At 68.9% G+C, this 24,218-nt stretch carries 26 protein-coding genes; 19 read left to right on the forward strand and 7 right to left on the reverse strand.

Features of this window, described 5'->3' with window-relative positions:
* Positions 1-28: 28 nt before the first annotated feature.
* The 3 genes from gor to I7S92_RS03625 all read right to left on the reverse strand — a co-directional run bounded on the left by gor (position 29) and on the right by I7S92_RS03625 (position 2,827).
* A complete protein-coding gene (gene gor, locus I7S92_RS03615) occupies positions 29-1,387 on the reverse strand; it encodes a glutathione-disulfide reductase (protein WP_197642113.1) in 1,359 nt (452 codons plus the stop codon).
* Positions 1,388-1,420: 33 nt separating this feature from the next.
* Complete coding sequence (gene rpiA / locus I7S92_RS03620) at positions 1,421-2,209, reverse strand: ribose-5-phosphate isomerase RpiA (RefSeq protein ID WP_197642114.1); 789 nt, start codon at positions 2,207-2,209, stop codon at positions 1,421-1,423.
* A 72-nt stretch (positions 2,210-2,281) separates the two neighbouring features.
* Entirely contained in the window at positions 2,282-2,827 is a 546-nt protein-coding gene (locus I7S92_RS03625; protein WP_197642115.1) for an EF-hand domain-containing protein, read from the reverse strand.
* 161 nt (positions 2,828-2,988) lie between these two features.
* Between I7S92_RS03625 and I7S92_RS03630 the strand changes: the two genes are divergently transcribed.
* The 4 genes from I7S92_RS03630 to I7S92_RS03645 all read left to right on the forward strand — a co-directional run bounded on the left by I7S92_RS03630 (position 2,989) and on the right by I7S92_RS03645 (position 6,910).
* A complete protein-coding gene (locus tag I7S92_RS03630; RefSeq protein ID WP_197642116.1) occupies positions 2,989-3,669 on the forward strand; it encodes a glutathione S-transferase family protein in 681 nt (226 codons plus the stop codon).
* Positions 3,666-4,331, forward strand: a complete 666-nt coding sequence (locus I7S92_RS03635) for a glutathione S-transferase family protein (RefSeq protein ID WP_197642117.1) — start codon at positions 3,666-3,668, stop codon at positions 4,329-4,331. Before I7S92_RS03630 ends, I7S92_RS03635 begins: the two co-directional genes overlap by 4 nt.
* Positions 4,331-5,710, forward strand: coding sequence for an L-serine ammonia-lyase (locus I7S92_RS03640; RefSeq protein WP_197642118.1), 1,380 nt, complete (start codon positions 4,331-4,333; stop codon positions 5,708-5,710). Before I7S92_RS03635 ends, I7S92_RS03640 begins: the two co-directional genes overlap by 1 nt.
* Before the next feature lie 252 nt (positions 5,711-5,962).
* Positions 5,963-6,910: a DMT family transporter gene (locus I7S92_RS03645; RefSeq protein WP_242070060.1), complete on the forward strand. Its 948-nt coding sequence runs from the start codon at positions 5,963-5,965 to the stop codon at positions 6,908-6,910.
* On the opposite strand, the gene I7S92_RS03650 is transcribed toward I7S92_RS03645, so the two are convergent.
* Entirely contained in the window at positions 6,882-7,553 is a 672-nt protein-coding gene (locus I7S92_RS03650; protein WP_197642119.1) for a thiamine diphosphokinase, read from the reverse strand. The two genes, I7S92_RS03645 and I7S92_RS03650, sit on opposite strands and share 29 nt — an antisense overlap.
* 137 nt (positions 7,554-7,690) lie before the next feature.
* Here I7S92_RS03650 and I7S92_RS03655 point away from each other — a divergent pair, with 137 nt between their 5' ends.
* The gene (locus tag I7S92_RS03655; RefSeq protein ID WP_197642120.1) at positions 7,691-9,586 is read left to right on the forward strand and encodes a hypothetical protein; all 1,896 of its coding nucleotides are present in this window, start codon (positions 7,691-7,693) and stop codon (positions 9,584-9,586) included.
* Between the two features lie 227 nt (positions 9,587-9,813).
* Here the strand turns inward: I7S92_RS03655 and I7S92_RS03660 are convergent, their stop codons facing one another.
* Both I7S92_RS03660 and I7S92_RS03665 read right to left on the reverse strand, forming a co-directional pair.
* Entirely contained in the window at positions 9,814-10,047 is a 234-nt protein-coding gene (locus I7S92_RS03660) for a DUF2842 domain-containing protein (RefSeq protein WP_197642121.1), read from the reverse strand.
* 58 nt (positions 10,048-10,105) lie between these two features.
* Entirely contained in the window at positions 10,106-11,398 is a 1,293-nt protein-coding gene (locus tag I7S92_RS03665; RefSeq protein WP_197642122.1) for an adenylosuccinate synthase, read from the reverse strand.
* A 109-nt stretch (positions 11,399-11,507) separates the two neighbouring features.
* Here I7S92_RS03665 and arsC point away from each other — a divergent pair, with 109 nt between their 5' ends.
* From arsC to I7S92_RS03700, 7 genes are all read left to right on the forward strand, one after another.
* Positions 11,508-11,918: an arsenate reductase (glutaredoxin) gene (arsC, locus tag I7S92_RS03670; protein ID WP_197642123.1), complete on the forward strand. Its 411-nt coding sequence runs from the start codon at positions 11,508-11,510 to the stop codon at positions 11,916-11,918.
* 512 nt (positions 11,919-12,430) lie between these two features.
* Complete coding sequence (locus I7S92_RS03675; RefSeq protein WP_354001300.1) at positions 12,431-12,832, forward strand: DUF6524 family protein; 402 nt, start codon at positions 12,431-12,433, stop codon at positions 12,830-12,832.
* Positions 12,825-13,217: a VOC family protein gene (locus I7S92_RS03680; RefSeq protein WP_197642124.1), complete on the forward strand. Its 393-nt coding sequence runs from the start codon at positions 12,825-12,827 to the stop codon at positions 13,215-13,217. The genes I7S92_RS03675 and I7S92_RS03680 overlap by 8 nt, the downstream gene beginning before the upstream one ends.
* Positions 13,218-13,409: 192 nt before the next feature.
* Positions 13,410-13,802 carry a preprotein translocase subunit SecG gene (gene secG / locus I7S92_RS03685; RefSeq protein WP_197642125.1) on the forward strand — a complete coding sequence of 131 codons (393 nt, stop codon included), beginning with the start codon at positions 13,410-13,412 and terminating at the stop codon, positions 13,800-13,802.
* 161 nt (positions 13,803-13,963) lie between these two features.
* A complete protein-coding gene (pyrG, locus tag I7S92_RS03690) occupies positions 13,964-15,607 on the forward strand; it encodes a CTP synthase (RefSeq protein ID WP_197642126.1) in 1,644 nt (547 codons plus the stop codon).
* Positions 15,608-15,814: 207 nt separating this feature from the next.
* Positions 15,815-16,726: a porin gene (locus I7S92_RS03695; RefSeq protein WP_197642127.1), complete on the forward strand. Its 912-nt coding sequence runs from the start codon at positions 15,815-15,817 to the stop codon at positions 16,724-16,726.
* Positions 16,727-16,831: 105 nt separating this feature from the next.
* Positions 16,832-17,539, forward strand: coding sequence for a hypothetical protein (locus I7S92_RS03700; RefSeq protein WP_197642128.1), 708 nt, complete (start codon positions 16,832-16,834; stop codon positions 17,537-17,539).
* A gap of 320 nt (positions 17,540-17,859) precedes the next feature.
* Here I7S92_RS03700 and I7S92_RS03705 read toward each other — a convergent pair whose 3' ends face one another.
* The gene (locus I7S92_RS03705) at positions 17,860-18,522 is read right to left on the reverse strand and encodes a TerC family protein (RefSeq protein WP_197642129.1); all 663 of its coding nucleotides are present in this window, start codon (positions 18,520-18,522) and stop codon (positions 17,860-17,862) included.
* A gap of 110 nt (positions 18,523-18,632) precedes the next feature.
* On the opposite strand from I7S92_RS03705, the gene rlmJ reads away from it, so the two are divergent.
* From rlmJ to I7S92_RS03740, 7 genes are all read left to right on the forward strand, one after another.
* Positions 18,633-19,430 (forward strand): 23S rRNA (adenine(2030)-N(6))-methyltransferase RlmJ, encoded by a 798-nt coding sequence (rlmJ, locus tag I7S92_RS03710; RefSeq protein WP_197642130.1) that lies wholly within the window; start codon positions 18,633-18,635, stop codon positions 19,428-19,430.
* A 9-nt stretch (positions 19,431-19,439) separates the two neighbouring features.
* A complete protein-coding gene (locus tag I7S92_RS03715; protein WP_197642131.1) occupies positions 19,440-19,886 on the forward strand; it encodes a tellurite resistance TerB family protein in 447 nt (148 codons plus the stop codon).
* Positions 19,883-20,653, forward strand: coding sequence for a phosphate/phosphite/phosphonate ABC transporter substrate-binding protein (locus I7S92_RS03720; RefSeq protein WP_197642132.1), 771 nt, complete (start codon positions 19,883-19,885; stop codon positions 20,651-20,653). Before I7S92_RS03715 ends, I7S92_RS03720 begins: the two co-directional genes overlap by 4 nt.
* A gap of 103 nt (positions 20,654-20,756) precedes the next feature.
* A complete protein-coding gene (locus tag I7S92_RS03725) occupies positions 20,757-21,539 on the forward strand; it encodes an ABC transporter ATP-binding protein (RefSeq protein WP_197642133.1) in 783 nt (260 codons plus the stop codon).
* Positions 21,540-21,620: 81 nt separating this feature from the next.
* On the forward strand, positions 21,621-22,352 hold the full coding sequence (locus tag I7S92_RS03730; RefSeq protein ID WP_197642134.1) for a transporter substrate-binding domain-containing protein: 732 nt from the start codon (positions 21,621-21,623) through the stop codon (positions 22,350-22,352).
* A gap of 43 nt (positions 22,353-22,395) precedes the next feature.
* Positions 22,396-23,283: an ABC transporter permease gene (locus I7S92_RS03735; RefSeq protein ID WP_197642135.1), complete on the forward strand. Its 888-nt coding sequence runs from the start codon at positions 22,396-22,398 to the stop codon at positions 23,281-23,283.
* Positions 23,280-24,107, forward strand: coding sequence for an ABC transporter permease (locus I7S92_RS03740; RefSeq protein WP_197642136.1), 828 nt, complete (start codon positions 23,280-23,282; stop codon positions 24,105-24,107). Before I7S92_RS03735 ends, I7S92_RS03740 begins: the two co-directional genes overlap by 4 nt.
* The last annotated feature ends 111 nt before the right edge of the window (positions 24,108-24,218 follow it).

Raw genomic sequence — 24,218 nt, forward strand, 5'->3', positions numbered from 1 at the left:
CGGAAATCAAGCCGCCGTGATGCCGCAATCAGGCGGTTCTCGTGGGTTTTCGCATCGTGACCAGCTCTTCCGACATGGTCGGATGGACGGCACAGGTACGGTCGAAGTCTTCCTTGGTCGCCCCCATGCGGATCGCGATGGCGGCAAGCTGGATCATCTCGCCCGCTTCGGGCGCGACGATGTGGCAACCCAGCACCTTGCGGCTGGCCTGGGAGACGATCAGCTTCATCAGCACCCGGTCGGGCTTGCCGGCGAAAGCGGTCTTCATCGGGCGGAAGGCGGTGGCATAGACCTCGACCGGCTCCTGCTCGCGCGCCGCCTCCTCGGTCAGGCCGACCGAGCCGAGCTCGGGCTGGGTGAAGACGGCCGAGGCGACGAGCTCGTGGTCGAAGGCGGTGGCGCGGCCGCCGAAGATCGTGTCGGCGAAGGCGTGGCCCTCGCGGATGGCGACGGGGGTCAGATTGATCCGGCCGGTCACGTCGCCCACGGCATGGACCGAAGGCACGGCGGTCTGGCTGAAGCGGTCGACCGGGATCTCGCCATGGCGGCCGAGCGTCAAGCCCAGCGCCTCGAGCCCGAGGTCCCCGGTGTTCGGGCGGCGGCCGGTGGCGTAGAGCACCAGGTCGAACTCGCGCTCGGTGCCGTCGGTGGCGACGGCGCGGATGCCGGTGGGCGTCTTTTCCAGCCGCATGACGTCGGTGCCGCAATGGATCTGGATGCCGCGCGCCTGCATCGCGGTGGCGACATGGCCGCGCGCCTCGTCGTCGAAGCCGCGCAGGATCTGCGCGCCGCGGTAGTACTGGCAGACCTCGACGCCCAGCCCGTGCAGGATGCAGGCGAATTCGCTGGCGATGAAGCCGCCGCCCACCACCAGCGCGCGCTGGGGCAGCTCGTCGAGGTGGAACATCTCGTTCGAGGTGATGGCAAGCTCGCGGCCCGGAATCTCGGGGACGAAGGGCCAGCCGCCGGTGGCGACCAGGATGTGGCGCGCGGAGAACTCCTCGCCCGAGGCGAGGCGGACACGGTGGGGATCGACCAGCGTGGCGCGGGTGTCGTGGATGGTGACGCCGGCATTCTGCAGCGTGTTGCGGTAGGCCCCTTCCAGGCGGTCGAGCTCGGCCTCAAGCCGGGCGCGGAAGGCGGACCAGTCGAAAAGCGCGTCGCCCAGGTCCCAGCCGTAGCTGCGCGCCTCCTCGAAGGTCTCGGGGAAGGCGCTGGCGAAGACCATCAGCTTCTTCGGCACGCAGCCCCGGATCACGCAGGTGCCGCCCATGCGGCTCTCCTCGGCCAGGCCCACCTTCGCGCCATGTTCGCCCGAGGCGACGCGCGCCGCGCGCACCCCGCCCGAGCCGCCGCCGATGACGAAGAGATCGTAGTCGAAAGCCATGTTTTCCCGCCTTTCGATGGCCAGGGGCCGGCCCTAGTCGCCGAGATCGGCGAAGATGTTGGCCCCCTCGCCGAGGTCGACCTGGCCATCCTCGATCCGGCCCGAGTTGATGTCGCGCACCGTGACCTTGCCGTCGCCGTTGCCGACCACCACGATGTCGCAGATGTCGACGAACAGCCCGTTCTCGACCACGCCGGGGATCTGGTTCAGGACCAGCGCCAGCTGGCGCGGGTTGCCGATGCGCCTGAGGTCGAGGTCGAGGATGTAGTGCCCCTCGTCGGTGCGCAGCGGCTTGCCCTGGTCCAGCCGCAGCGCGACGTCGCGGTTGAGGACGTCGAGGCTGTAGAGCGTCTCCTCGATCAGCGCCTTCGTCGTCTGCCAGCCGAAGGGGACCACCTCGACCGGCAGCGGGAAGGCGCCCAGCTGGGCGACCGCCTTCGCGGCATCGGCGATGACGATCATCCGGTCCGAGGCGGTGGCGACGATCTTTTCCTGCAGAAGCGCCGCGCCGCCGCCCTTGATCAGGTTCAGGTTCGGGTCGAACTCGTCCGCGCCGTCGATGGTCAGGTCCAGCCAGCGCACCTCGTCGAGGCCCACCACGGTCAGCCCAAGCTCGCGCGCAAGGTCGGCCGTCCGCGACGAGGTGGCGACGCAGGTCAGCTTCAGCCCCTCGGCCTTCACCCGCTCGGCCAGGGCGCGCACCATGAAGGCGGCGGTCGATCCGGTGCCGAGGCCGAGCTTCATCCCGTCCTCGACGAAATCCACCGACCGGCGCGCGGCGGCGTATTTGGCACGGTCGATCGGCGAAAGCTCGGCGGTCATGGCGGGACTCCGTTGGTTTTCCCCGGCATAACGCAAAGGTCCGGCAAGGGCGAGAGGGTTCTGCCCCGCCCCTCACGCCTCCTGGTCGAGCCGCGCGAGGGCGGCGCGCACCTCCACGGCCGTAAGCGCGCCATCGCCGTCGCCGTCCAGCCGCAGGCTTGCGCGCAGGAGCGCCGCCTCGCCTTCGTCCAGTGCGGCCAGCGCGGCCGCCTGGCCCTCGGCCGCCATCTCGGCCCCGTCGAGAGTGCCGTCGCGGTTCAGGTCGGCCGCCGCGAACTGCCGCTCCATCCGCCCGCGCGCCCTTGCGCTGGCCGCGCGCTGCGACACGGAAAGCTCGGCCCGCAGGACGGTGCCGTCGCCATCGAGGTCCATCGCCCAAAGCCGCCGCAGCGCCGAGGCGCGGGCCGCAGCCCGTTCCAGCGCGATATGCTCCTCGATCCCCGCGGCGGTCAGGCCCGCAGGCCCGCCGAAGCCCGCCACCAGATCCACCAGCCGGGCGGCAAGACGCTCCGGGTTGCGCTCCATCGCCTCGGCCAGGGGATCCCCGCCGTCTTCCGCAAAGGCCCCCTGCGCCGCGAACAGCATCGCCAGCGCCAGTGCCGCCATGATCCGAACCATGCCTGCCTCCCGATCTCGTGTCCCGGGCAGACTTGCGCATCAGGGTTGCGAAAAGGTTAATCCGCGCAATCGCACCATATCCGCCAAAGTGAGTCGCTTTTGACCCGACGATCCGGCATAGCTTGCCGCATCCTTGCCGCCTGACGAAGCCCAGGACCCCGATGTATCTGCTGCATTACGCCCCGGACAATGCCTCGCTGATCGTCCGCCTCGTGCTGGACGGGGCCGGCATCCCCTATGCGACGGCGCTGGTGGACCGCACGAAGCGGCAGCAGGACAGCGCCGGCTATCGCGCGCTGAACCCCACCGGCCTGATCCCGGTGCTGGAGACGCCGCAGGGCCCGATTTCCGAGACCGGGGCGATCCTCTTGTGGCTGGCCGAGACCCACCAGCTGGCCCCGCCCCCCGGCCATCCCGACCGGCCCCTGTTCCTGAAATGGCTGTTCTTCCTGTCGAACACGGCCCATGCCGACCTGCGCCAGATCTTCTACCCGCATCAATACGCCCCGGCCGAGGCGCATCGCGGCCATCACGAGATCATCGCGGCGCGGATGCTGCGCCATTTCGCGCTGCTCGAGACGGCGGCGCTGCAGCATCCGCAGCTCTTTGCCGCCGCGACGCCGCTGGGGGTCTATACGATCGTGCTGGCCCGCTGGGCCGCGCTCTACCCGCCGCAGGGGCCGCGCTGGTTCGACGCCTCCGCCTTCCCGGCCCTGCAGGCGCTGGCCCGCGCGCAGGAGGCGCGGGTCGAGACCCCCGTCGTCGCCCGGGCCGAGGGGCTGGGCCCGCATCCCTTCACCCGGCCCGAACAGCCGAATCCGCCGGAAGGAAGCGTGTTGTGACCCTGACCCTGCACCACGCGCCCGACTTCGCCTCGACGATCATCCGCTTCGCGCTGGAGGAGCTGGAACTGCCGCATACGCTGGCGCTGGCCGACATCGACGGCGGCGCGCTGGCCACGCCCGAATATCGCCAGGTGAACCCGGTCGGCCTGATCCCCGCGCTGGAAACCGACAGCGGCCCGATCTTCGAGACCGGCGCGATCCTTCTGTGGCTGGTGGACCAGACCGGCCGGCTTGGCCCCGGACCGAAGGAGCCGGACCGGGGGGCGTTCCTGTCCTGGCTCTTCTTCACCTCGAACGCGCTGCATCAGGCGGCGCTGGCGATGTTCTACCCGCACCGCCCGGCCGGAGAGGCGAATTCCGCCGCCGCGCAGGAGGTCGCGCAAGAGCAGATCACCGCCCGCCTCGGCCTGATCGAGACGATGATCGCCACGCAGGCCCCGCGCTGGCTGTCGCCAGACCACCCCGGCGTGCTGGGCTATTACATCGGCGTGCTGGTGCGCTGGCTGATCCTGCTGCCGCCCGCGCCGCATGGCATCGCCCTTGCCGACTTCCCCCATCTGCAGGCGGTACTCGCCGCGCATGAGGCGCGCCCTGCCGCGCAGCGTGTCGCGGTCTCGGACCGTCTCGGCCCCCACCCCTTCACCAAGCCAGGTACCTGATGTTCCTCTCCGTCTTCGACATGTTCAAGGTCGGCATCGGCCCGTCCTCCAGCCATACCATGGGCCCGATGGTCGCCGCCGCGCGCTTCCTCGACACGATGCGCGCCTCGCCCTTCCATTTCCACGGGCTGCGCGCCTCGCTGCACGGCTCGCTGGCCTTCACCGGGGTCGGCCATGCCACGGACCGGGCGACGATCCTGGGGCTGGCCGGCTTTCTGCCCGATACCTACGACGCCGAAAAGGCCGACGCCGCCTTTGCCCGCATCCGCGACACCAGGATGATCGAGGTGCCGGGGCTGCCGCCGCTGGCCTTCGACCCGGTGAAGGACCTGCATTTCGACTTCGGCCCCGCGCTGCCCGGCCATGCCAACGGCATGATCCTGAAGGCCACCGATGCCCAGGGCGACGTGATCCTGGAGGAGACCTATTACTCCATCGGCGGCGGCTTCGTCCTGACCGCGGCCGAACAGGCCGAGGCCGGGGGCGCCAAGGCCAAGGCCCGGGCGGACGTGCCCTATCCGTTCGAGACCGCCGCCGAGATGCTGGAGATGGCGCGGAAATCCGGCCTGACCATCGCCCAGATGAAGCGCGCGAACGAGTTGAAGTTCCGCTCCGCCGCCGAGCTCGACGCCGGGATCGCCCGCATCTGGCAGGTGATGAACGACTGCATCGACCGCGGCATGAAGGGCGAGGGCATCCTGCCCGGCGGCCTGAAGGTGCGCCGCCGCGCCAAGGGCATCCACGATGCGCTGATGGCCGAGCGCGGGTTGAACCTGACGCCCCCGCATACGATCAACGACTGGATGTCGCTTTACGCCATGGCGGTGAACGAGGAGAACGCCGCCGGCGGCCAGGTCGTCACCGCGCCCACCAATGGTGCTGCGGGCGTGGTGCCCTCGGTGATCCGCTACTGGCTCGACCATGTGCCGGGGGCGAGTGTGGCGAAGGTCGGCGACTTCCTCCTGACCGCCTCGGCGATCGGCGGGCTCTGCAAGCACAACGCCTCGATCTCGGGCGCGGAAAGCGGCTGCCAGGCCGAGGTCGGCAGCGCCGCCGCCATGGCCGCCGCCGGTCTTTGCGCCGTGCTGGGCGGCACGCCGGAACAGGTGGAAAACGCCGCCGAAATCGCGCTGGAGCATCACCTCGGCATGACCTGCGACCCGGTGAAGGGCCTGGTGCAGGTGCCCTGCATCGAAAGGAACGGCCTCGGCTCGATCAAGGCGGTCTCGGCCGCGAGCCTCTCGCTGCGCGGCGACGGCCAGCACCTCGTCTCGCTCGACGTCTGCATCGAGACCATGCGCCAGACCGGCCTCGACATGAACGAGAAATACAAGGAAACCTCGCTCGGGGGGCTCGCCGTCAACGTCCCGAACTGCTGAGACGCGGCCCCCGGACGCAGCCTGCCTCCGGCGGGAGTATTTCCGCCAAGAGGAAGCCGACTTCCTCTTGGTCAAATACTCTCGGGGGGTTCGGGGGGCGAAGCGCCCCCGACACCGAGCTTTCGCGCGTTCTTCACGCGCGAAGGCGAGACCAAAGACTTGCGCGGAACGCGCTCCGCATGAAAACCGCCGCCACGCCCGCGATGTCGCTTTCAGGCTGGCAGGCCCCGGTTTCGCAGGCTAGTCAAGGGCATGGCCAGGGACACCACACTCCAGGGCATCGTCCTGATGCTCCTTTTCTGCATGATCGCGCCGCTTCTGGACGTGGCGTCGAAACTGGCGGCCGAGAACGGCATGCCGGTGGGCCAGATCACCACCGCGCGCTTTCTGGTGCAGGGCGCGCTGATGCTGCCCGTGGTCCTGGCCATGGGCCTCAGCCTGCGGCTCACGCCGCGCGCCTTCGTCTACAGCCTCTTGCGCGCCTTCTTCCTGATCGTCTCGACCTATTCCTTCGTCTCCGGCATCCAGGTCATGCCGATCGCCGATGCGCTCGCCATCGCCTTTGTCGAGCCCTTCATCCTCTTGATCCTGGGCAGCCTGATCTTCGGCGACCATGTCGGCCCGCGCCGGATCCTGGCCTGCGCGGTCGGCTTCGGCGGCGCGCTCCTGGTGATCCAGCCCTCGATCCAGGTCTTCGGCCTGGTGGCGCTCTGGCCCCTTGGCACCGCCTTCTGCTTTGCCTTCTACATGCTGGTCACGCGGGCGGTCTCGGCCTGGATGCATCCGGTGGCGATGCAGTTCCACACCTCCTGGACCGGGCTCCTGCTCTGCCTGCCGGTGATGGTCGCCTTCGACGGCTCGGGCATCGGCCCGCTGGATCCGCTCTGGCCCGAGGGCTGGAACTGGCTCTGGCTCTTCGGGGTCGGCTTCTGGGCGGCGGTCAGCCACATGAGCATGACCTATGCGCTGAAATACGCACCCTCGGCCACGCTGGCGCCGCTGCATTATTCGGAGATCGTGGTGGCGGTGATCCTGGGCTACCTGATCTTCGACGACTTCCCCGATGCGGTGACCTGGACCGGAATCGCGATCATCGTCGCCTCGGGCCTCTACATCATCCACCGCGAGCGGCTGTCGGCGCGCGACAAGGCGGCCACGGCGGCCTCGGCGGCTACGGCGGCGTTGACCGAAGCGCCCTGATCGCCGCGTCCAGCCGTCGGCGGGGCAGGATCACCAGCATCCCCGGCGCGTCGAACTCCAGCGCCACCCGCCGCGCCACCACCCGGTTCGAGGTGCCGATCATCCCGTGCGGCGCCAGCTCCAGCCCCTCGATCGGCCATTCCAGCCCCCGGCTGCGCCCCGTCACCCGCGCCATCGGAAACAGCGACAAGGGCTCTCCGGGCCCAAGCTCCAGCTCCAGCCGCGCCGGGGCGGCGAAGGCCAGGTCCCTCGGCCCGATCAGGATGCAGGCCCGCTCGGCCCGCGTGACCAGCGTGTTCATCGCCGCAAGGCCGTGGTCCAGCCGCGCCCCGGCAAAGCCCAGCGCCAGCACGAAGGGCGCCTCGACCGAGCGCAGCGCCTTGTCGAAATCGGTGGTCGCCTGTTCGGCCAGATGATGCTGGCGCGCCGGGGGAATCGCCGCCCGCGCCGCCGCCGAGAGCGAATCGAAATCGCCGATCACCGCCTCGGGCATGGTGCCCAGGCGCAGGAGCCGGTCGGCCCCGCTGTCCGCCGCCACCGCCACCGGCGCGCGCGCCAGGCACAGCGCCAGGTCCCGCGCCCCGAAAGGCCCGCCCCCCGCGAGCGTCACCCCCGCTGAAGTCTGGACAATCGGCGGCTTCATGTAGGACTGTCTCCAAATAAGGCAGGATTCTCTGGCCCCGGCCACAATCAATCCATCAAATTACCCATGTCTGTCCATGGATTAGGACAGCCGATCTGCAAGATAGGCTGCGGTAGAATGTGAAAGGCGGTCCGGTCATGGCCAGTGAGAGCAAGATCCTGACGGTGTCCTACGGCACCTTCAGCTGCACGCTGGAGGGGTTCGACGACCCGTTCAACACCATGAAAGCCATCGCTGAATATTTTCGCGACCTGGCGGCCGAGGACCGCTATTTCGGGGCCGAGCCGCCGCAGCCCGATGCGGCCATGCTGCACCGCATCGCCGAGCGTGAGGTCGGCCGCCTCGCCGACAGCCGCGTACGCGAGAATGCCGTGGCCCTCCACCCGACGGAGGAGGCCGGTCCGATCCGCCGCGTCACCACCCGGCCGCGGCCGGCCGGCGATCCGGGCGAAGCGGCCGGGCGGGCGCACGCCAACCCGGAGATCGCTCCCGGCTTGCAGGATCTGATCCCCTCGGGCGTCGCCAGCAAGCTCGCGCGTATCCGTCAGTCGGCGAACCCCTCGGCCCTGACCCCCGAGGCCTTCGCGCCGGTGGTCGAACCCCCTGCGCCCCCCCTGGCCCCGGAACCCCCCGTGGCGGAAGCCCCGGCTGTCGCCCTCCTCGACGAAGGCCTCCCCCAGCCTGCGCCGGGCGCGACCGGGACTCCGGCTGTTGCCCTCCAGGCCGAACCCCTTTCCGCCGACCTGGTGGCCGGGCCCGAGCCGGTGATCGACGCCGCCCCGGTCGCCGAAGAGACCGTCGAGACGGTGGAGAGCCCTGTCGAGGATCGGCCAGAGCGCAGCGAGGAACCCACGCCGCTTCCCGCCGAAGCCGCCGACATCCTGCCCGAGGCCATGCCGGACGCGCCGCTGTCGCTGACCGATGCGCTGCTTCAGGACCCCCTGCCCGAGGCCGGCCCGTCCGAGGGATCCTCCGCCGACCTGTCGCCCGCCCCGGTGGACGCTGCCCCGCAGGACGCTGCCCCGGTGGACGCTGCATCGGCCGAAGCCGCAGAGGCCTCCGACTCCGCGCCGAAAAGCCGGAGCAAGCGGGTCAATTCGCGTGTCGTCCGCCTTCATCCGGCCGAAGATGCCGCGGCCCGCGACCCGAACGCGATCCGTCCCCGGGATCGTGGCGACGCGGATTTCGCCCGCCTCCTGCGCCAGGCCGACGACGTCATGTCGGATTCCGAGAATCGCCGCCGGCTGGAGTCCATCGCCCATCTGAAGGCCGCCGTCGCCGCGACCGAGGCCGACCGCGCCGCGGGGGCCGATCCGAAGCCCTCGGCCGAGGCCCGGCAGAACCCCTATCGCGACGATCTGGCCCAGAACGAGCCGGACGCCCCGCCGAAGCCCGAACCGCAGGTCAAGCCGCGCCGCAAGACGGTCTCGGTCCGCGCGCAGGACCCGCGCCCCGGCACGATCCGGCCGGGCATGATCAGCCCGCCGCCGCTGGTCCTGGTGTCCGAGCAGCGGATCGACCGTATCCAGCCGCCCGCCCCCACCCCCGCGGCACCCGCCGCTGCCGCCCCCGCCGCCCAACCCAAGGTCGGCCTGCGCAGCGGCCGCCTGACCGGCGCGATCGGCGCGGGCGCTGCGGCGGTGACCACGCTGCCGGCAAAGAAACTGGTGCTGGAACAGCGTTCGGGCCCGGCCGATGCGGAGGAGGAGGACGATCTCGCCGACGACCTGAGCGATGCGGACGCCGCCGGCCTGTTGCGCTTTGCCGAGCAGGTGGGCGTCAAGTCGATGGTCGACATGCTGGAAGCGGCCGCCGCCTATGCCACCTGCGTCGAGAACCGCAGCCAGTTCACCCGGCCGCAGCTGATGCGCCGCCTGCTGGCCAGCGCGGGCGGCACGAAGATCAGCCGCGAGGAAGGCTTGCGCAGCTTCGGCACGCTCCTGCGCACCGGGCGGATCGAGAAGGTCGGCCGCGGCCATTATGTCCTGGCCGAGCACTCGCCCTATCTCGCCGAGGCCCGCCGCATGGCCTGAGGCCCGGCCGGGCCCCACCGTCCCAGGGATCGGGCTGGCCGATGCTACGGAAGGAAGGGCCTACAAGAAGCCGAGGCCCGACATCGGGTCGCCAGTTCTGCCAGCACATGGATCGCTTCATCCAGCCGACCGGGATCACCGCCGGCCCTCTTGGGCAGGCCAGCACCCGCACACCTTGAATCCCGGGATCGAGCTGGTCGCCCTGTCTCGCCAAGATCCGGCCGGCCTCAATCCTCCCGCTGCGCCGGGGCGTCGGGATCGGGCTGGCCGATGCCACGGAAGATGAAGCGGAAGGGCAAGGCCCAGAGGAAGCCGAGCCCGACATAGATCGCCAGTTCCACCAGCACCGAGGGCCGCTCGATCAGCCCGACCAGCGTCACCGCCGCCACGACATAGGCGGGCAGGCCGATCAGCAGGATCACCAGCGCCCAGCGCCTGCGCGCCTTATAGCTCAACGCCATTCCGGCCCCCCGTTCCCAGCCGCCGCGGAGAGCCCGCGAAGCAGCGTGATGCGCACCATCAATCGGCGAAGGGGTCGGTCACCAGGATCGTGTCGTCCCGCTCCGGCGAGGTCGACAGAAGGGCGACCGGGCACTGGATCAGCTCCTCGATCCGGCGGACGTACTTGATCGCCGCCCCCGGCAGTTCGGCCCAGGAGCGCGCGCCGGCCGTGGTCTCGGACCAGCCCTCCAGCTCCTCGTAGATCGGCCTGCAGCGCGCCTGTTCGTCGGCGGCGGTGGGCAGATAGTCCAGCCGCATGCCGTCGAGGTCATAGCCGACGCAGATCTTCAGCGTCTTGAACCCGTCCAGCACGTCAAGCTTGGTCAGCGCGATGCCCGAGACGCCGCTGGTGGCGCAGGTCTGGCGCACCAGCACCGCATCGAACCAGCCGCAGCGCCGCTTGCGCCCGGTGACGGTGCCGAATTCATGCCCGCGCTCGCCCAGCCGCTGGCCGTCCTCGTCCTGCAGTTCGGCCGGGAACGGGCCTTCGCCGACGCGGGTGGTATAGGCCTTCACGATCCCCAGCACGAAGTCGATCGCGGTCGGTCCGACGCCGGTGCCCGTCGCCGCCTGCCCCGCGATGGTGTTCGACGAGGTCACGTAAGGGTAGGTCCCATAATCGATGTCCAGGAGCGAGCCCTGCGCGCCCTCGAACAGGATCCGCTTGCCCGCGCGCCGCGCCTCGGTCAGCACCTTCCAGACCGGCCCGGCATAGGGCTTCAGCTTCGGCGCGATCTCCAGGAGCTGCGCCTTCAGCGCCGCCGGATCGACCGGCTCCAGCCCAAGGCCGGCCCGCAACGCGTTGTGATGGGTCAGGAGCCGTCCGATCCGGGTGTCCAGCGTCGCCGAATCGAACAGGTCCGCCACCCGGATCGCCCGGCGGCCGACCTTGTCCTCATAGGCGGGGCCGATGCCGCGGCCGGTGGTGCCGATCTTGGCCACCGTCGTCTGCGCCTCGCGGCCGCGGTCCAGCTCGCCATGGATCGGCAGGATCAGGCTGGCATTCTCGGCCAGCATCAGGTTCTCGGGCGAGACCTCGACCCCCTGGTCGCGCAGCTTCTCGATCTCGGCCACCAGGTGCCAGGGATCGACCACCACGCCATTGCCGATCACCGACAGCTTGCCGCCGCGCACGATGCCGGATGGCAGCAGCGAGAGCTTGTAGACCGTGTTGCCGATGACCAGCGTATGGCCCGCGTTGTGCCCGCCCTGAAAGCGCGCGATGACATCGGCGCGCTCGGACAGCCAGTCGACCAGCTTGCCCTTGCCTTCATCGCCCCATTGGGCACCCACGACGACGACGTTGGCCATGTTCAATCCCCGAGTCTGTCAAACCACGCGGGGTATAGCGACAGCCGCCCGCAGGGGAAACCCTGCAATTGCGCCATGCCTCCGTTGCGGATCTGCGGTAACAGGGATCATGGACACCATCATCTACCACAACCCCGCCTGCGGCACCTCGCGCAACACGCTCGCCCTGATCCGGGCGGCCGGGATCGAGCCCGTTGTCGTCGAATACCTGAAGACCCCGCCCGACCGCGAGGCGATCCGCGCACTGGCCGGGGCGATGGGCCAGCCCCTGCGCGCGCTTCTGCGCGAGAAGGGCGCGTTGTTCACCGAACTCGGCCTCGGCGATCCCGCGCTGTCCGAGGAGCAGATTCTCGACGCGATCGCGGCGCATCCGGTGCTCTTGAACCGTCCGATCGTCGCGACACCCCTCGGCACCCGCCTCTGCCGCCCCTCCGAGACGGTGCTGGCCCTCCTGCCGCCGCAGTCCGGCCGCATCAGCGGGGAGGACGGCGAAGACCTGGACCCGCCCGGCCGCGCCTGACGCCTCCCGGCCGGAAGTCTGGGTCCGCGATCCCGCCGGGCGGTCCGGCGGGGCTGGCGTCTCCGCCCCGGCGACCGGGGCGGTATTCATGGAGCCGCACCCCGGCCGCTTTCGCCGGCACATTCCGGCCCTGCGGCCGGTATGTGATGGCCCGCACCGCCCCTGCCGCGGCGATGCACTGACCCGCGACACGGCCCGGCTTCCTGGCGAGTGCCCGCAAAGCGGATGTCAAAGCTTCCCGTCCCGCGTGACGGGACAAGGCAACTGCGGCGGAAGCGACCCGGACCGCGCGGTCCCCCGTGCAGCCCGCCATGCGCGACGCCCTGTCGACAGCGCACAGGATCCCCGCCGTCCCGCCGGGCGACCCTTCCCGGCATCTTCCCATCCCCTGCGCCTATTTTCCGCCGCGCCACCGACCCCATGCCCGCGAAGCGACCCCTGGTCCGCATCAGCCGACTGGTCCCCGGCCCTCGCCTTGGCTAGCATGGCCCGGACCGAAACTCCTTCAGGGCATGACCATGGGTATTCTGCTGCGCTGGCTGGGCGCTTTCCTCCTGATCTCGGCGATCTTCAACCCGACCTCCTGGAACTACGTCACCTGGGCGCGGGCAGAGTGGGACCGGCAGATGCCGCTGATCGTCTTTCTCGGCCTGATCCTGGCGGTGGCAGCCATGGTCTATGTCGTGGCGACGATGCGCTCCATCGGCCTGGTCGGCGCGCTGGTCATCGCCGCGATCTTCGCCGCCGGGCTCTGGGTGCTGACCGACTGGGGCCTGCTGGGGCTGGACAATTCGGCGCTGAACACCTGGCTTGCGATTCTGGTCCTGTCGCTGATCCTCGGCATCGGCATGTCCTGGTCGATCCTGCGCCAGCGGCTTTCCGGCCAGCAGACCACGGACGAGGTCGATGGCTGAGACCTTCCTCTACCTCACGCTCGGCACCGGCGACCTGCCCCGCGCCGCCCGCTTCTACGACGCCGCCCTCGCGCCCCTGGGCCTGGTCCGCCGCGCCACGGAAGAGACCGAAGTCGGCTACGGCCTGCCCGGCGACGGCACGACGCGGCTCTGGATCACGCTGCCCTTCGATGGCAGGCCCGCGACCCCGGGCAACGGCACCATGCCCGCCCTCCTCGCCCCCAGCCGGGCGGCGGTCGCGGACTTCCACGCCGCCGCCCTCGCCCATGGCGGCAGCGACGAGGGCGCGCCGGGCCTGCGCCCCTACGGCCCCGGCTTCTTCGCCGCCTATGTCCGCGACCCGGACGGCAACAAGCTTTCCGCCGTCCACCTGGACCGGCCCTGATCTTGCTCCTTTGCCGAAACTCCCGCCGGAGGCAGCCGGCCCCTTCCCGGCGCGCCCCCTTCGGCACGGGTCCGCGGCAGCGCCGCCGCGGGGGGCTCGATGCCCCCCGTGGCGGCTCCCCCGTCCGGGAACAGACCCTTGCGCCCCCCGGCCCTTCCGCCTAGATAGGCGCGTCACCTTGCGGGAAGCCCCATGGAAAACGTCGTCCTCACCATCCACCTGATCCTCGCGCTCCTCCTGATCGGCGTCGTGCTCCTGCAACGCTCCGAGGGCGGCGGGCTTGGCATCGGCGGCGGGGGCGGCACCGTCTCGGCGCGCGGCGCGGCCACGGCGCTGACCAAGCTGACCTGGATCTTCGCCTCCGCCTTCATCGTGACCTCGATCGCGCTGACCGTGCTTGCCACCCGTGGCGGCCAGGGCGGCTCGGTCGTCGACAGCGTCGCGACGGATGCGGCCCCGGCCGAAGCCCCCGCGACTCCGGCCCTCGGCGGCGACCTCCTGCCCCCCTCGACCGGCGATGCGCCCGCCACCCCGCCCCGCGCGGATGCGCCGGCCCCCGCGACAGCTCCGGCGACCAATCCCTGAGCGGGCGCATATCCGCCACAACTGCTTGGATTGAGCCTGGCACCGCCCGCATGATCTAGCGGCGGGCGTTGCCTATCTTGCGGGAAGTCGCTATAGGACGACTCCCGTGGTGCAGCGATTCCACCGTTCCGAATCGCGTATGAAACACGGGGGCCAGGGCCATGGCGCGATACATCTTCATCACCGGCGGCGTCGTCTCCTCCCTCGGCAAGGGCCTCGCCTCCGCCGCCCTCGGCGCGCTCCTGCAGGCCCGCGGCTACACCGTCCGGCTGCGCAAGCTCGACCCCTACCTGAACGTCGACCCCGGCACGATGTCGCCCTTCGAGCATGGCGAGGTCTTCGTCACCGACGACGGGGCCGAGACCGACCTCGACCTCGGCCATTACGAACGCTTCACCGGCGTGCACGCCCGGATGACCGACAGCATCTCCTCGGGCCGGATCTATTCCAACGTGCTGGAGAAGGAGCGGCGGGGCGACTATCTGGGCAAGACGATCCAGGTCATCCCCCACGTCACCAACGAGATCAAGGACTTCCTCCGCATCGGCGATGAGGAGGTCGACTTCATGCTCTGCGAAATCGGCGGCACCGTCGGCGACATCGAGGGGCTCCCGTTCTTCGAGGCGATCCGCCAGTTCATCCACGAACGCCCGCGCGGCCAGTCGATCCTGATGCACCTGACGCTGCTGCCCTACCTCGCGGCCAGTGGCGAGCTGAAGACCAAGCCCACCCAGCACAGCGTCAAGGAACTCCAGTCCATCGGCCTCGCCCCCGACGTCCTCGTCTGCCGCAGCGAACACCCGATCCCGGACCGCGAGCGCGAGAAGATCGCCCTTTTCTGCAACGTGCGCAAAGAGGCCGTCATCCCCGCCTACGACCTGAAGACGATCTACCAGGCCCCCCTCGCCTACCACCAGGCGGGCCTCGACCAGGCGGTCCTCGACGCCTTCGGCATCACCCCCGCCCCGAAGCCCAACCTTGCCCGCTGGGAAGACGTGATGGACCGCCTCTCCCATCCCGAGGGCGAGGTCCGCGTCGCCATCGTCGGCAAGTACACCCAGTTGGAAGACGCCTACAAATCCATCGCCGAGGCCCTGACCCACGGCGGCATGGCGAACCGCACCAAGGTCCGCGCCGAATGGATCGACGCCGAGATCTTCGAACGCGAGGACCCGGCGCCCTGGCTGGAGAACTTCCACGCCATCCTCGTCCCCGGCGGCTTTGGCGAACGCGGGACCGAGGGCAAGATCCGCGCCGCCACCTTCGCGCGGGAAAAGAAGATCCCCTATCTCGGGATCTGCCTCGGCATGCAGATGGCGGTGATCGAGGCCGCCCGCAACCTCGCCGGCGTCAAGGATGCCGGGTCCGAGGAATTCGACCATGAAAAGGGCGCGAAACGCTTTACCCCCGTGGTCTACCACCTGAAGGAATGGGTCCAGGGCAACCACACCGTGCGGCGCAAGGCCGACGACGCCAAGGGCGGCACCATGCGGCTTGGCGCCTATACCGCGAACCTCAAGGACGGCTCCGCCGTGGCCCGGATCTACGGCACCACGGTGATCGAGGAACGCCACCGCCACCGCTACGAGGTCGACATCCAGTACCGCGACCAGCTGGAGAAATGCGGGCTGGTGTTCTCGGGCATGTCCCCCGACGGCCGCCTGCCCGAGATCGTCGAGGTCAAGGACCATCCCTGGTTCATCGGCGTCCAGTTCCATCCCGAGTTGAAGTCGAAGCCCTTTGCCCCGCACCCGCTGTTCGCCGATTTTGTGCGCGCCGCGGTCGAGAATTCGCGTCTGGTCTAGGCCCTTCGCGGGTCGACTACCTAGGGTAGAAAGGTGGTGTTTCTGCTCGCCTTTGGGCTGGAAAACAATGCCTTATCTGCCACATCAGCGAACATACATTCGGATATGATAACATCGCAACTTGTGTATGGGGCCGACGACTTAATACTTTGTTAATACAGATTAACCGTCGGGATCTTCCCGACTTTTACCCTAGGGAACTGTGCCATGAAGAGCAGTCTTGCACTGTTGCTTGTAACGATTTCCGCACCCAGCCTCGCCGTTGCGCAGGACATGTCGGGTGGTGTTACCCTTGGCTTCGGCCAGCACTCCGTCGACGAGATCGACCAGGATCTTTCGACCGCGACCCTTGACGGCCGCGTCGATTTCGCCTTCGCCAACGGCATGACCTTCGGCGTCGAGGCCGGGTATATCGACCTTGGAGTCGATGGCACGCCGATGGATGTCAGCGGGACCAACGTCGAGTTGGACGTCGGCTACAAACTGTCGAACGGCCTCTCGTTCGGTGCATACGCCGGGCAGACGACCCTCAACGTCGCCATGATTCCGTTCGATATCTCCCTGAAGTCCATCGGCGCGGAAATCGGCTATGCCACCGGAGGCTGGGACCTGGGCCTGTCGCTCGGCCGCACCTCGACCAGCCCGGACCTGGGCGTCGACATCGACAATCTCGGCCTGACGGTGAAATATGCCGCGATGCCGAACCTCGACATCGGCGGTGCCTTCCTGCGCGCAACGCTTGACGTTGGCGGGACCGACGCCGACGTCGACATGCTCGGCCTGGCCGCCGCCTACGACATCAACGAGCAGTTCTCGCTGTTCGGCGGCGTGAGCCGGACGTCGCAGGACGATCTGGACCTTGACGTGACCACCATGGGCCTCGGCGTCGGCTACGACCTGTCGCAGATGACGGGCATGGCCTCGGTCGTGTCGCTGGAACTGGCGCGCACCGAGCTTGAGGTCTCGGGGCTCGGCTCGACCGACCTCGACACCGTCCGCATCGGGCTGACGCTGCCGCTGGGCGGCAAGGGCACCGAAGCGCCGCTGAACAGCGTCGCCGATTCGATCTTCAACCCGCGCCACGGCGCGGTGAACGCCGCCCTGACCGGCGCGTTCTGATCAGACGCAAGCAGGATCACGGGCGGCGCGTGCCCTCGCGCCGCCCGTTTTCGTTTCGCCTTGCCGCCCCTTGCCCAGGCAGGTGCCCGGTGTCAGGCTCCGGGCATGATCGCGCGCGCAAGCATCTTCTTCTTCCTGTGCCACCCGGCCGGGGCCGAGACCGTTTCAGTCAAGGAAATCTCCTACGCCGAGGTCGCGGAAACCATTCCCCTGGTGCTGGATTTCGAACGTCCCGCACAGGTTCTGGGCGGCCTTCTGGTCTATCCCGGCCTCGCCATCGGCGAGCGATTTGCAGGTCAGAGCCTGATGGCGCGGCAGGATGACATGCTGGTCTGGCACGAGGTGCTGGAGGACAGTTCGCCCGATGCGCCCCTGACCGCACTGCCGGCCCCCGCCCCGGGCGACCTGGTTTTCCGGCACGAGGGCCACTGGAATTCCGTCGCCCTGCATGGCGTCGGGCCCGGCGGCGTGCCGGGTACGGGAACGCTGGCGCTCAGCTTCGATCCGCCAGTCTGCTACCTGGCCTTCCGCAGCGCGATCGACGGCATGTCGCGCTTTGGCGAGGTGAACAACACGATCCTGCGCGGCAAGCCCGAGGGCTCGTTGAACCTGCGCTTCTTTGACGTCGAGGGGCGGCTGCTGGCGAACTTCATGCGCTCGTACAACCCGGAGGGGCCGATCGCGGTGGGGTACATCCAGTCGGGCCAGGCCGAGGCGATGATCGCGGGGGTACTGCTGCAGAACCTCGACCTTGGCGGCGTGGCCATCGACGACCTGCGGTTCGACCCGCTCTGTCCCTACAAGCTGTTCTAGCCTGACCGCCGGGACAGACCGGCAAGGCCAGGCTTTCCGCGTCAGATATGGGGCCCGTCGGCCCCATCGTCACCCGGGGCCTGTCACCGGCGAGACCGGCCCCGATATCGGCGTTCGGCGGGCCGATGCTCGCCAGCGCGTAAAGCAGGCGACAGGGAAAGGGCCGCGGGAAATGGAGCGCGGCGCTTCACCGGGATCGACCCTGCCCGCCCCAAACAGAGGGCCGGATGCCCTGCGGCCCCGGCCCTTTGGTTAATAGCCCCTGAATGTCCGCCCGCAAGCCCTTGATTTTCCAAGACGCGGCCAGACCGCCCGCGTGGTCAGCCCAGCATCCCCAGGATTACCGGCTCCACCTCGTGCCAACCTTCCCACATCATCTTCAGCGCGACATAGACGATGATGGCCAGGCCGACGAAGGCAATCCAGCGGTGCTTGTTCAGAAGCTTCGCGATGAAGCTTGCCGCGAAGCCCATCATCGCGATCGACAGGGCCAGGCCGATGATCAGCACCGTCGGATGATCCTTGGCCGCCCCGGCCACGGCCAGCACGTTGTCCAGAGACATCGAGACGTCCGCGATGACGATCTGCCAGGCGGCCTGGGCGAAGGTCTTGCGCGGCGCGTCGTCGGCCACGGCGCCGTCCTTGTCCAGGTCCTCGTTCACGAGTGCCTCGACCGCCTCGATGTCATGTTCGTGCGCCCCGGCGCGCAGCTCCTGCCACATCTTCCAGCAGACCCAGAGGAGCAGGATTCCCCCCGCGAGGAGAAGGCCGACGATCGCCAGAAGCTGCGTCGTGATCAGCGCGAAGCCGATCCGCATGATCGTGGCGGCGGCGATCCCGACAAGGATGGCCCGGCCGCGCTGATGGGCAGGCAGCCCGGCCGCGGCGAGGCCGATCACGATGGCATTGTCACCCGCAAGCACCAGGTCGATGCCGATGACCTGCAGAAGGGCGATGAAGCCCTCGTAGGTGAAGATTTCCATGCTGTCTCCGCCTGTCGCGTTCCGGTTCGACTGGTAGTTACGCGGACAACGTCACAGGCACAACCCGGTTGCGGGCTTTTCAAGCCGGGGCGGGCGCGGTAGGCAGGCCCATGCTCTCGTATCAACATCTCTATCACGCCGGAAACCTGGCGGACGTGCAGAAGCACGCGGTGCTGGCCTGGGTGCTGGACTACCTGACCTGCAAGTCGAAGCCGCTGACCTATATCGAGACCCATGCCGGGCGCGGGGTCTATGATCTCGGGGCCGACGAGGCGGTCAGGACCGGCGAGGCGGCGGCGGGGATCGCGCTGGCCGAGGCCCTGTTTCCCCCCGACCATCCCTATCGCCAGCGCCTGGACGAGGCGCGCGCCGCGCATGGGGCGCGGGCCTATCCCGGCTCGCCCCTGATCGCCGCGCTGGGACTGCGCGAGACGGATTCGATCCACCTGGCCGAGCTGCACCCGCAGGAGTTCGGCCATCTGCGCGACGCCGCAAGGGACTGGGGCGCGCATGTCCACAAGCGCGACGGATTCGAGCTGGCTCTGGCCCTGACGCCCCCGACCCCGCGCCGGGGGCTGATGCTGATCGACCCCTCCTGGGAGGTGAAGGCCGATTATGACGCCATCCCGCGCCATATGGCGAACATCCATCGCAAGTGGAACGTGGGCATCCTGATCCTGTGGTATCCGATCCTGAAGGGCGGGCCGCACGGACCGATGCTGAAGGCGCTGGAGGCGGCCTTTCCCCAAGGCCTGCGCCACGAGGTCCGCTTTCCCCCGGTGCGCGAGGGGCACCGGATGGAGGGGTCGGGCCTCTTCATCGTCAACCCGCCCTTCGGACTGGAGGAGGAGCTTGCGGCCCTGTCCCGCCGCTTCGCCAGCCTTTCCAAGCCTGCGCCCAGGACCTAGATATCCCGAATGATCGACATTCTCCGCCGGCTGCTCGCCCCCGACCCCGCCCGCCTCCCCGAACCCGACGCCCGCCTTGCGCTGGCGGCGCTTCTGGTGCGCATCGCCCGGACCGACGGGCTTTACGCCGCCGAGGAGGTGGAGCGGATCGACCGCACGCTGGCGCAGTACCACGGGCTCGGTCCCTTCGAGGCCGCGCGCCTGCGGACCGAGGCCGAGGACCTGGAGCGGCAGGCGCCCGACACCGTGCGCTTCACCCGCGCGCTGAAGGCGGCGGTGGCGCTGGAGGACCGGGCCGACCTGATGGCGGCGCTCTGGTCGGTGGCGCTGGCCGACGGGCTGCGCGACGCCGAGGAGGACCGGCTGATGCGGATGGTCGCCAGCCTGCTGGGGCTGACGGATGTCGAATCCGCCCGGGCGCGGCAGCGGGCGGAACGCCGCGAGGCCGAGGAATGATCGCCAGCCTGGGCATGTATGATTTCGGTCCCGCCATGGCCGCGAACGACCGGCTTTGGGCGGGCATCCGCGACGGGTTGCGCGCCAGGGGCCTTGCCGCCCCCGAGGAACTGACCCGTGGCGAGGCGGCCTATTGGCCCGCCTGGCAATCGCCGGAGCTGGTGCTGTCGCAGACCTGCGGCTATCCGTTCCGCGCCCGGTTGCAGGACCGCGTGGCCTATGTCGGCACGCCGGATTACGGCATCGAGGGCTGCGCGCCCGGCCATTACCGCTCGGTCCTCGTCGCGCGCGCGGATGATCGCCGCGACCGGGTGGAGGAGTTCGACGGCGCGCGCCTTGCCTTCAACGAGGACCTGTCGCAGTCGGGCTGGGCCGCGCCGCAGAACCATGCGGCGAAGCTTGGCCTGCGGCTGGTGCCGGTCCTGCGCAGCGGGGGGCATCGCCTTTCCGCGCAGGCGGTGGCGGAGGGCCGGGCCGAGATCGCCGCGCTGGATGCGGTGACCTGGCGGCTTTTGCAGGCGGTGGAGACGGCCGTGACGCGGCTCAAGGTGGTGGGGATGACCGATCCGACCCCCGGCCTGCCGCTGATCGCGGCGCGAGGGGCGGATGTGGCGGCGGGTTTCGCAGCCGTGACCGAGGCCATCGCCGCGCTGTCGCCCGAGGACCGGCAGTGCCTGGGCCTGCGCGGCCTGGTGCGCATCCCGCTGGCGGACTACCTCGCGGTGCCAAATCCGCCGGCCCCGCCGGCAGTTCTGCCGGGAAACTGATCAGATTGCCACCGTCCGCTTGGTAAAGCGCCCGAATCTTCGTTGCAATGGCGCGGATTCCCTGCCCTACTGCCGGACCAGACGCCCCCAGACCGCAAGCCAGATGCCAGAAACCCCTTCCGATCCCCCGGTCATCGAAATCCATGACCTGCACAAGAGCTATGGCCCGCTCGAGGTGCTGAAAGGCGTCGACCTGATCGCGCCGCGCGGCCATGTGATCTCGCTGATCGGCTCATCCGGCTCGGGCAAGTCCACCCTCCTGCGCTGCTGCAACCTCTTGGAGGACAGCCAGCAGGGCGAGATCCGCTTCGAGGGCGAGGCGGTGCGCTGGCGCGGCGAGGGGCTGAACCGGCACCCGGCCGACCGGGCGCAGGTGACGCGGATCCGCACCAACCTGTCGATGGTGTTCCAGCAGTTCAACCTCTGGTCGCACCTCACCATCCTGCAGAACGTGATGGAGGCGCCGGTCACCGTCCTGCGCCGCGACCCGAAGGAGGTCGAGGAGAAGGCGCGGCACTATCTGGCCAAGGTCGGCATCGCCGACAAGGCCGACGCCTGGCCCGCGCAGCTGTCGGGCGGCCAGCAGCAGCGGGCGGCCATCGCGCGGGCCCTGTGCATGGAGCCGCGCGCGCTTCTCTTCGACGAGCCGACCAGCGCGCTGGACCCCGAGCTGGAGCAGGAAGTGGTCCGCGTGATCAAGGCCCTGGCCGACGAGGGCCGGACGATGCTTCTGGTGACGCATGACATGAAGCTGGCCGCCGATTGCTCGGACCGGGTGATCTTCCTGCACAAGGGCCGGATCGAGGAGGAAGGCCCGCCCGCCACCCTGTTCGGCAACCCGCAAAGCGAACGTCTGCGCGGCTTCCTGTCGGCCACGGCCGCCTGACCCGCGCCCCGCGAAATCCCGCTGCACCTGACCGGACAGTGGCGTAAGATCAACATACTGCAATCCAGAGGGAGACCTTGAATGAAGAAACTGCTGCTGGCCACCGCCTTCGCCCTTGTCGCCGGTTCCGTCGGCGCCCAGGACGCGATCAAGATCGGCACCGAAGGCGCCTATGAGCCCTACAACTATATCGACCAGGCCACCGGCGAGCTGGTCGGCTTCGAGATCGAGCTCGGGGCGGAACTGTGCAAGCGCGCCGGGCTGACCTGCGAATTCGTGCAGAACGACTGGGATTCGATCATCCCGAACCTGCAGTCGGGCAACTACGACGCGATCATGGCCGGCATGTCGATCACCGACGAGCGCAAGCAGGTGATCGACTTCTCGGAAAACTACACCCCGCCGTCGAAATCGGCCTACCTGGCCCTGTCGGCCGACGCCAACATCGGCGAGGGCGCGGTGATCGCGGCGCAGACGGGCACGATCCAGGCCGGCTACATCGCCGAGCAGGCCGGCAACACGCTGCTGGAATTCGCCACGCCGGACGAGACCGTCGCCGCGGTGAAGAACGGCGAGGCCGATGCGGTCTTCGCCGACAAGGACTATCTGGTGCCGATCGCCGGCGATTCGGGCGGCGCGCTGGTGATGCTTGACAACGACGTGGCGCTGGGCGGCGGCATCGGCATCGGGATGCGCAAGTCCGACACCGAGCTGCGCGCGAAGTTCGACGAGGCGATCAAGGCGATGAAGGCCGACGGCTCGCTCAACGCGCTGATCGTGAAGTACTTCGGCGAAGAGTCCGACAAGTTCTGAACGGAAAGGGGCGGCCTTCGGGCCGCCCCGTCCCGGCATCCCGATGTTCGAGTTCTGCACCGATCCCGCTTCGCTTACCGGCCTGAGATGGTTTGGCTGCTATCTCACGACCGCCACGCATTTCAGCTTCTACTGGTCCTTCGGGACCGTGATCCTGCTGCTGCTCGTCACTGCGCCCTGCGCGCTGGCCTTCGGCTTTCTCGGGGCCTCGGCCGCACGGTCGCATGTCGCGCCGGTCTCGCTGCTGGGGCGGGGCTATATCGCGGCGGTGCGGGGCGTCCCGGACATCGTGTTCTTCCTGTTCTTCATCATCGCGCTTGACCAGGGAATCGAGTGGTTCAAGCATCTCATGGTCTGCGAGGACCTGTCGCAGCCGGTCTGGAACAACGGCGAATTCCGCGTCTGCGCGGCGGCCAAGGTGCCGGCCGGGGATGCCGCGCCCTGGGTGGTGAAGGCCTATGCCTTCGGGCTGGCGGTCTTCACCTTCGCGATCGTCTTCGGCGCCTTCGCGGCCAACGTCCTTTACGGCGCGATGCAGGCCGTGCCGCGCGCGCAGCTCGAGACCGCCGAATCCTACGGCATGTCGCACCGCCAGGTGTTCCGCCGGATCCTGGTGCCGCAGATGTGGATCTATGCCCTGCCCGGCCTGTCGAACCTGTGGCTGATCCTGATCAAGGCGACCCCCTTGCTGTTCCTGCTGGGGATCAAGGATGCGGTCTACTGGGCGCGCGAGCTGGGCAGCGCCAAGACCAGCGGCAACAACCCCTTCCCGCATGGCGACTGGCGGCTGTTCTACTTCCTCGCGCTGCTGGTGTTCTACCTGCTGGCCACCCGCATCTCGGAAATCGGGCTGACAAGGCTGACGCGGCGGCTGTCGCGCGGGCAAGCCACGCGGGCGGGCGAGGAGATGCGCAAGGGGGCTGCGGCATGAGCTGCTGGGAAACCTTCCAGGCCTATGCGCTGCGTTCGCTGGGCTATGGCGAACGGCTGTTGCCGCGCGAGGGCTATGACCTCTGCCAGCAGTTCACGCTGATCGGCTCGGGCCTGATCTGGAACGTCTATTTCGGCGTGCTGGCGCTCTTCACGGGCTTCTTCCTGGCCAATGCGCTGGCGCTGGCCAAGGCCGGCCGCAATCCCTGGCTGCGCAAGCCGGCCGAGTGGTTCATCTTCCTGTTCCGCGGCTCGCCCCTCTTCATCCAGTTCTTCCTGGCCTACGAGGCGCTGGTCCTCTTGCCCAAGGCCGGGATCGAGGTCTTCGGCCTGACGGTCGAGACCGCCTGGACCACCAGGGCCTGGGCCGGGGCGCTGTTCGTGCTGGTCCTGAACACCGCCGCCTATTCGGCCGAGATCTTCCACGGCGCGCTGAAATCCATCCCCAAGGGCGACCTCGAGGCGGCGGATGCCTATGGCATCTCGGGCTGGCAGAAGTTCCGCCGGATCGAATGGCCCACCATGCTGCGCCTGGGCTGGCCGGCCTATACCAACGAGGCGATCTTCCTGTTCCACGCCACGACGCTGGTGTTCTTCAGCGGCTTCCCCGCCTTCCAGCAACGCGGCGACGCGCTGTATTACGCCAACTACTTCGCCGACAAGACCTTCAACCCCTTCATCCCCTATCCGATCGTCGGCTTCTATTTCGTGCTGATCACCCTGGCGCTGATCTGGCTGTTCGGGCGGATCAACCGGCGGCTCAACCGGCACCTGCCGTCGAACCTGAAAAGCAGAATTCGCTTGCGTCCGCAGCTGATCCGGTAGTAGGCTACTTTTGATCAAATTATCCGGGCACCCGCCCGGACCCCGTGGAAACGCCTAAAAGAAGGCCCGCGGGGGAGGCGATCGAAACCAGGGGAAGGACCAAGGGCATGG

This window comes from Tabrizicola soli (assembly GCF_015999335.1).
Classification (GTDB): domain Bacteria; phylum Pseudomonadota; class Alphaproteobacteria; order Rhodobacterales; family Rhodobacteraceae; genus Tabrizicola; species Tabrizicola soli.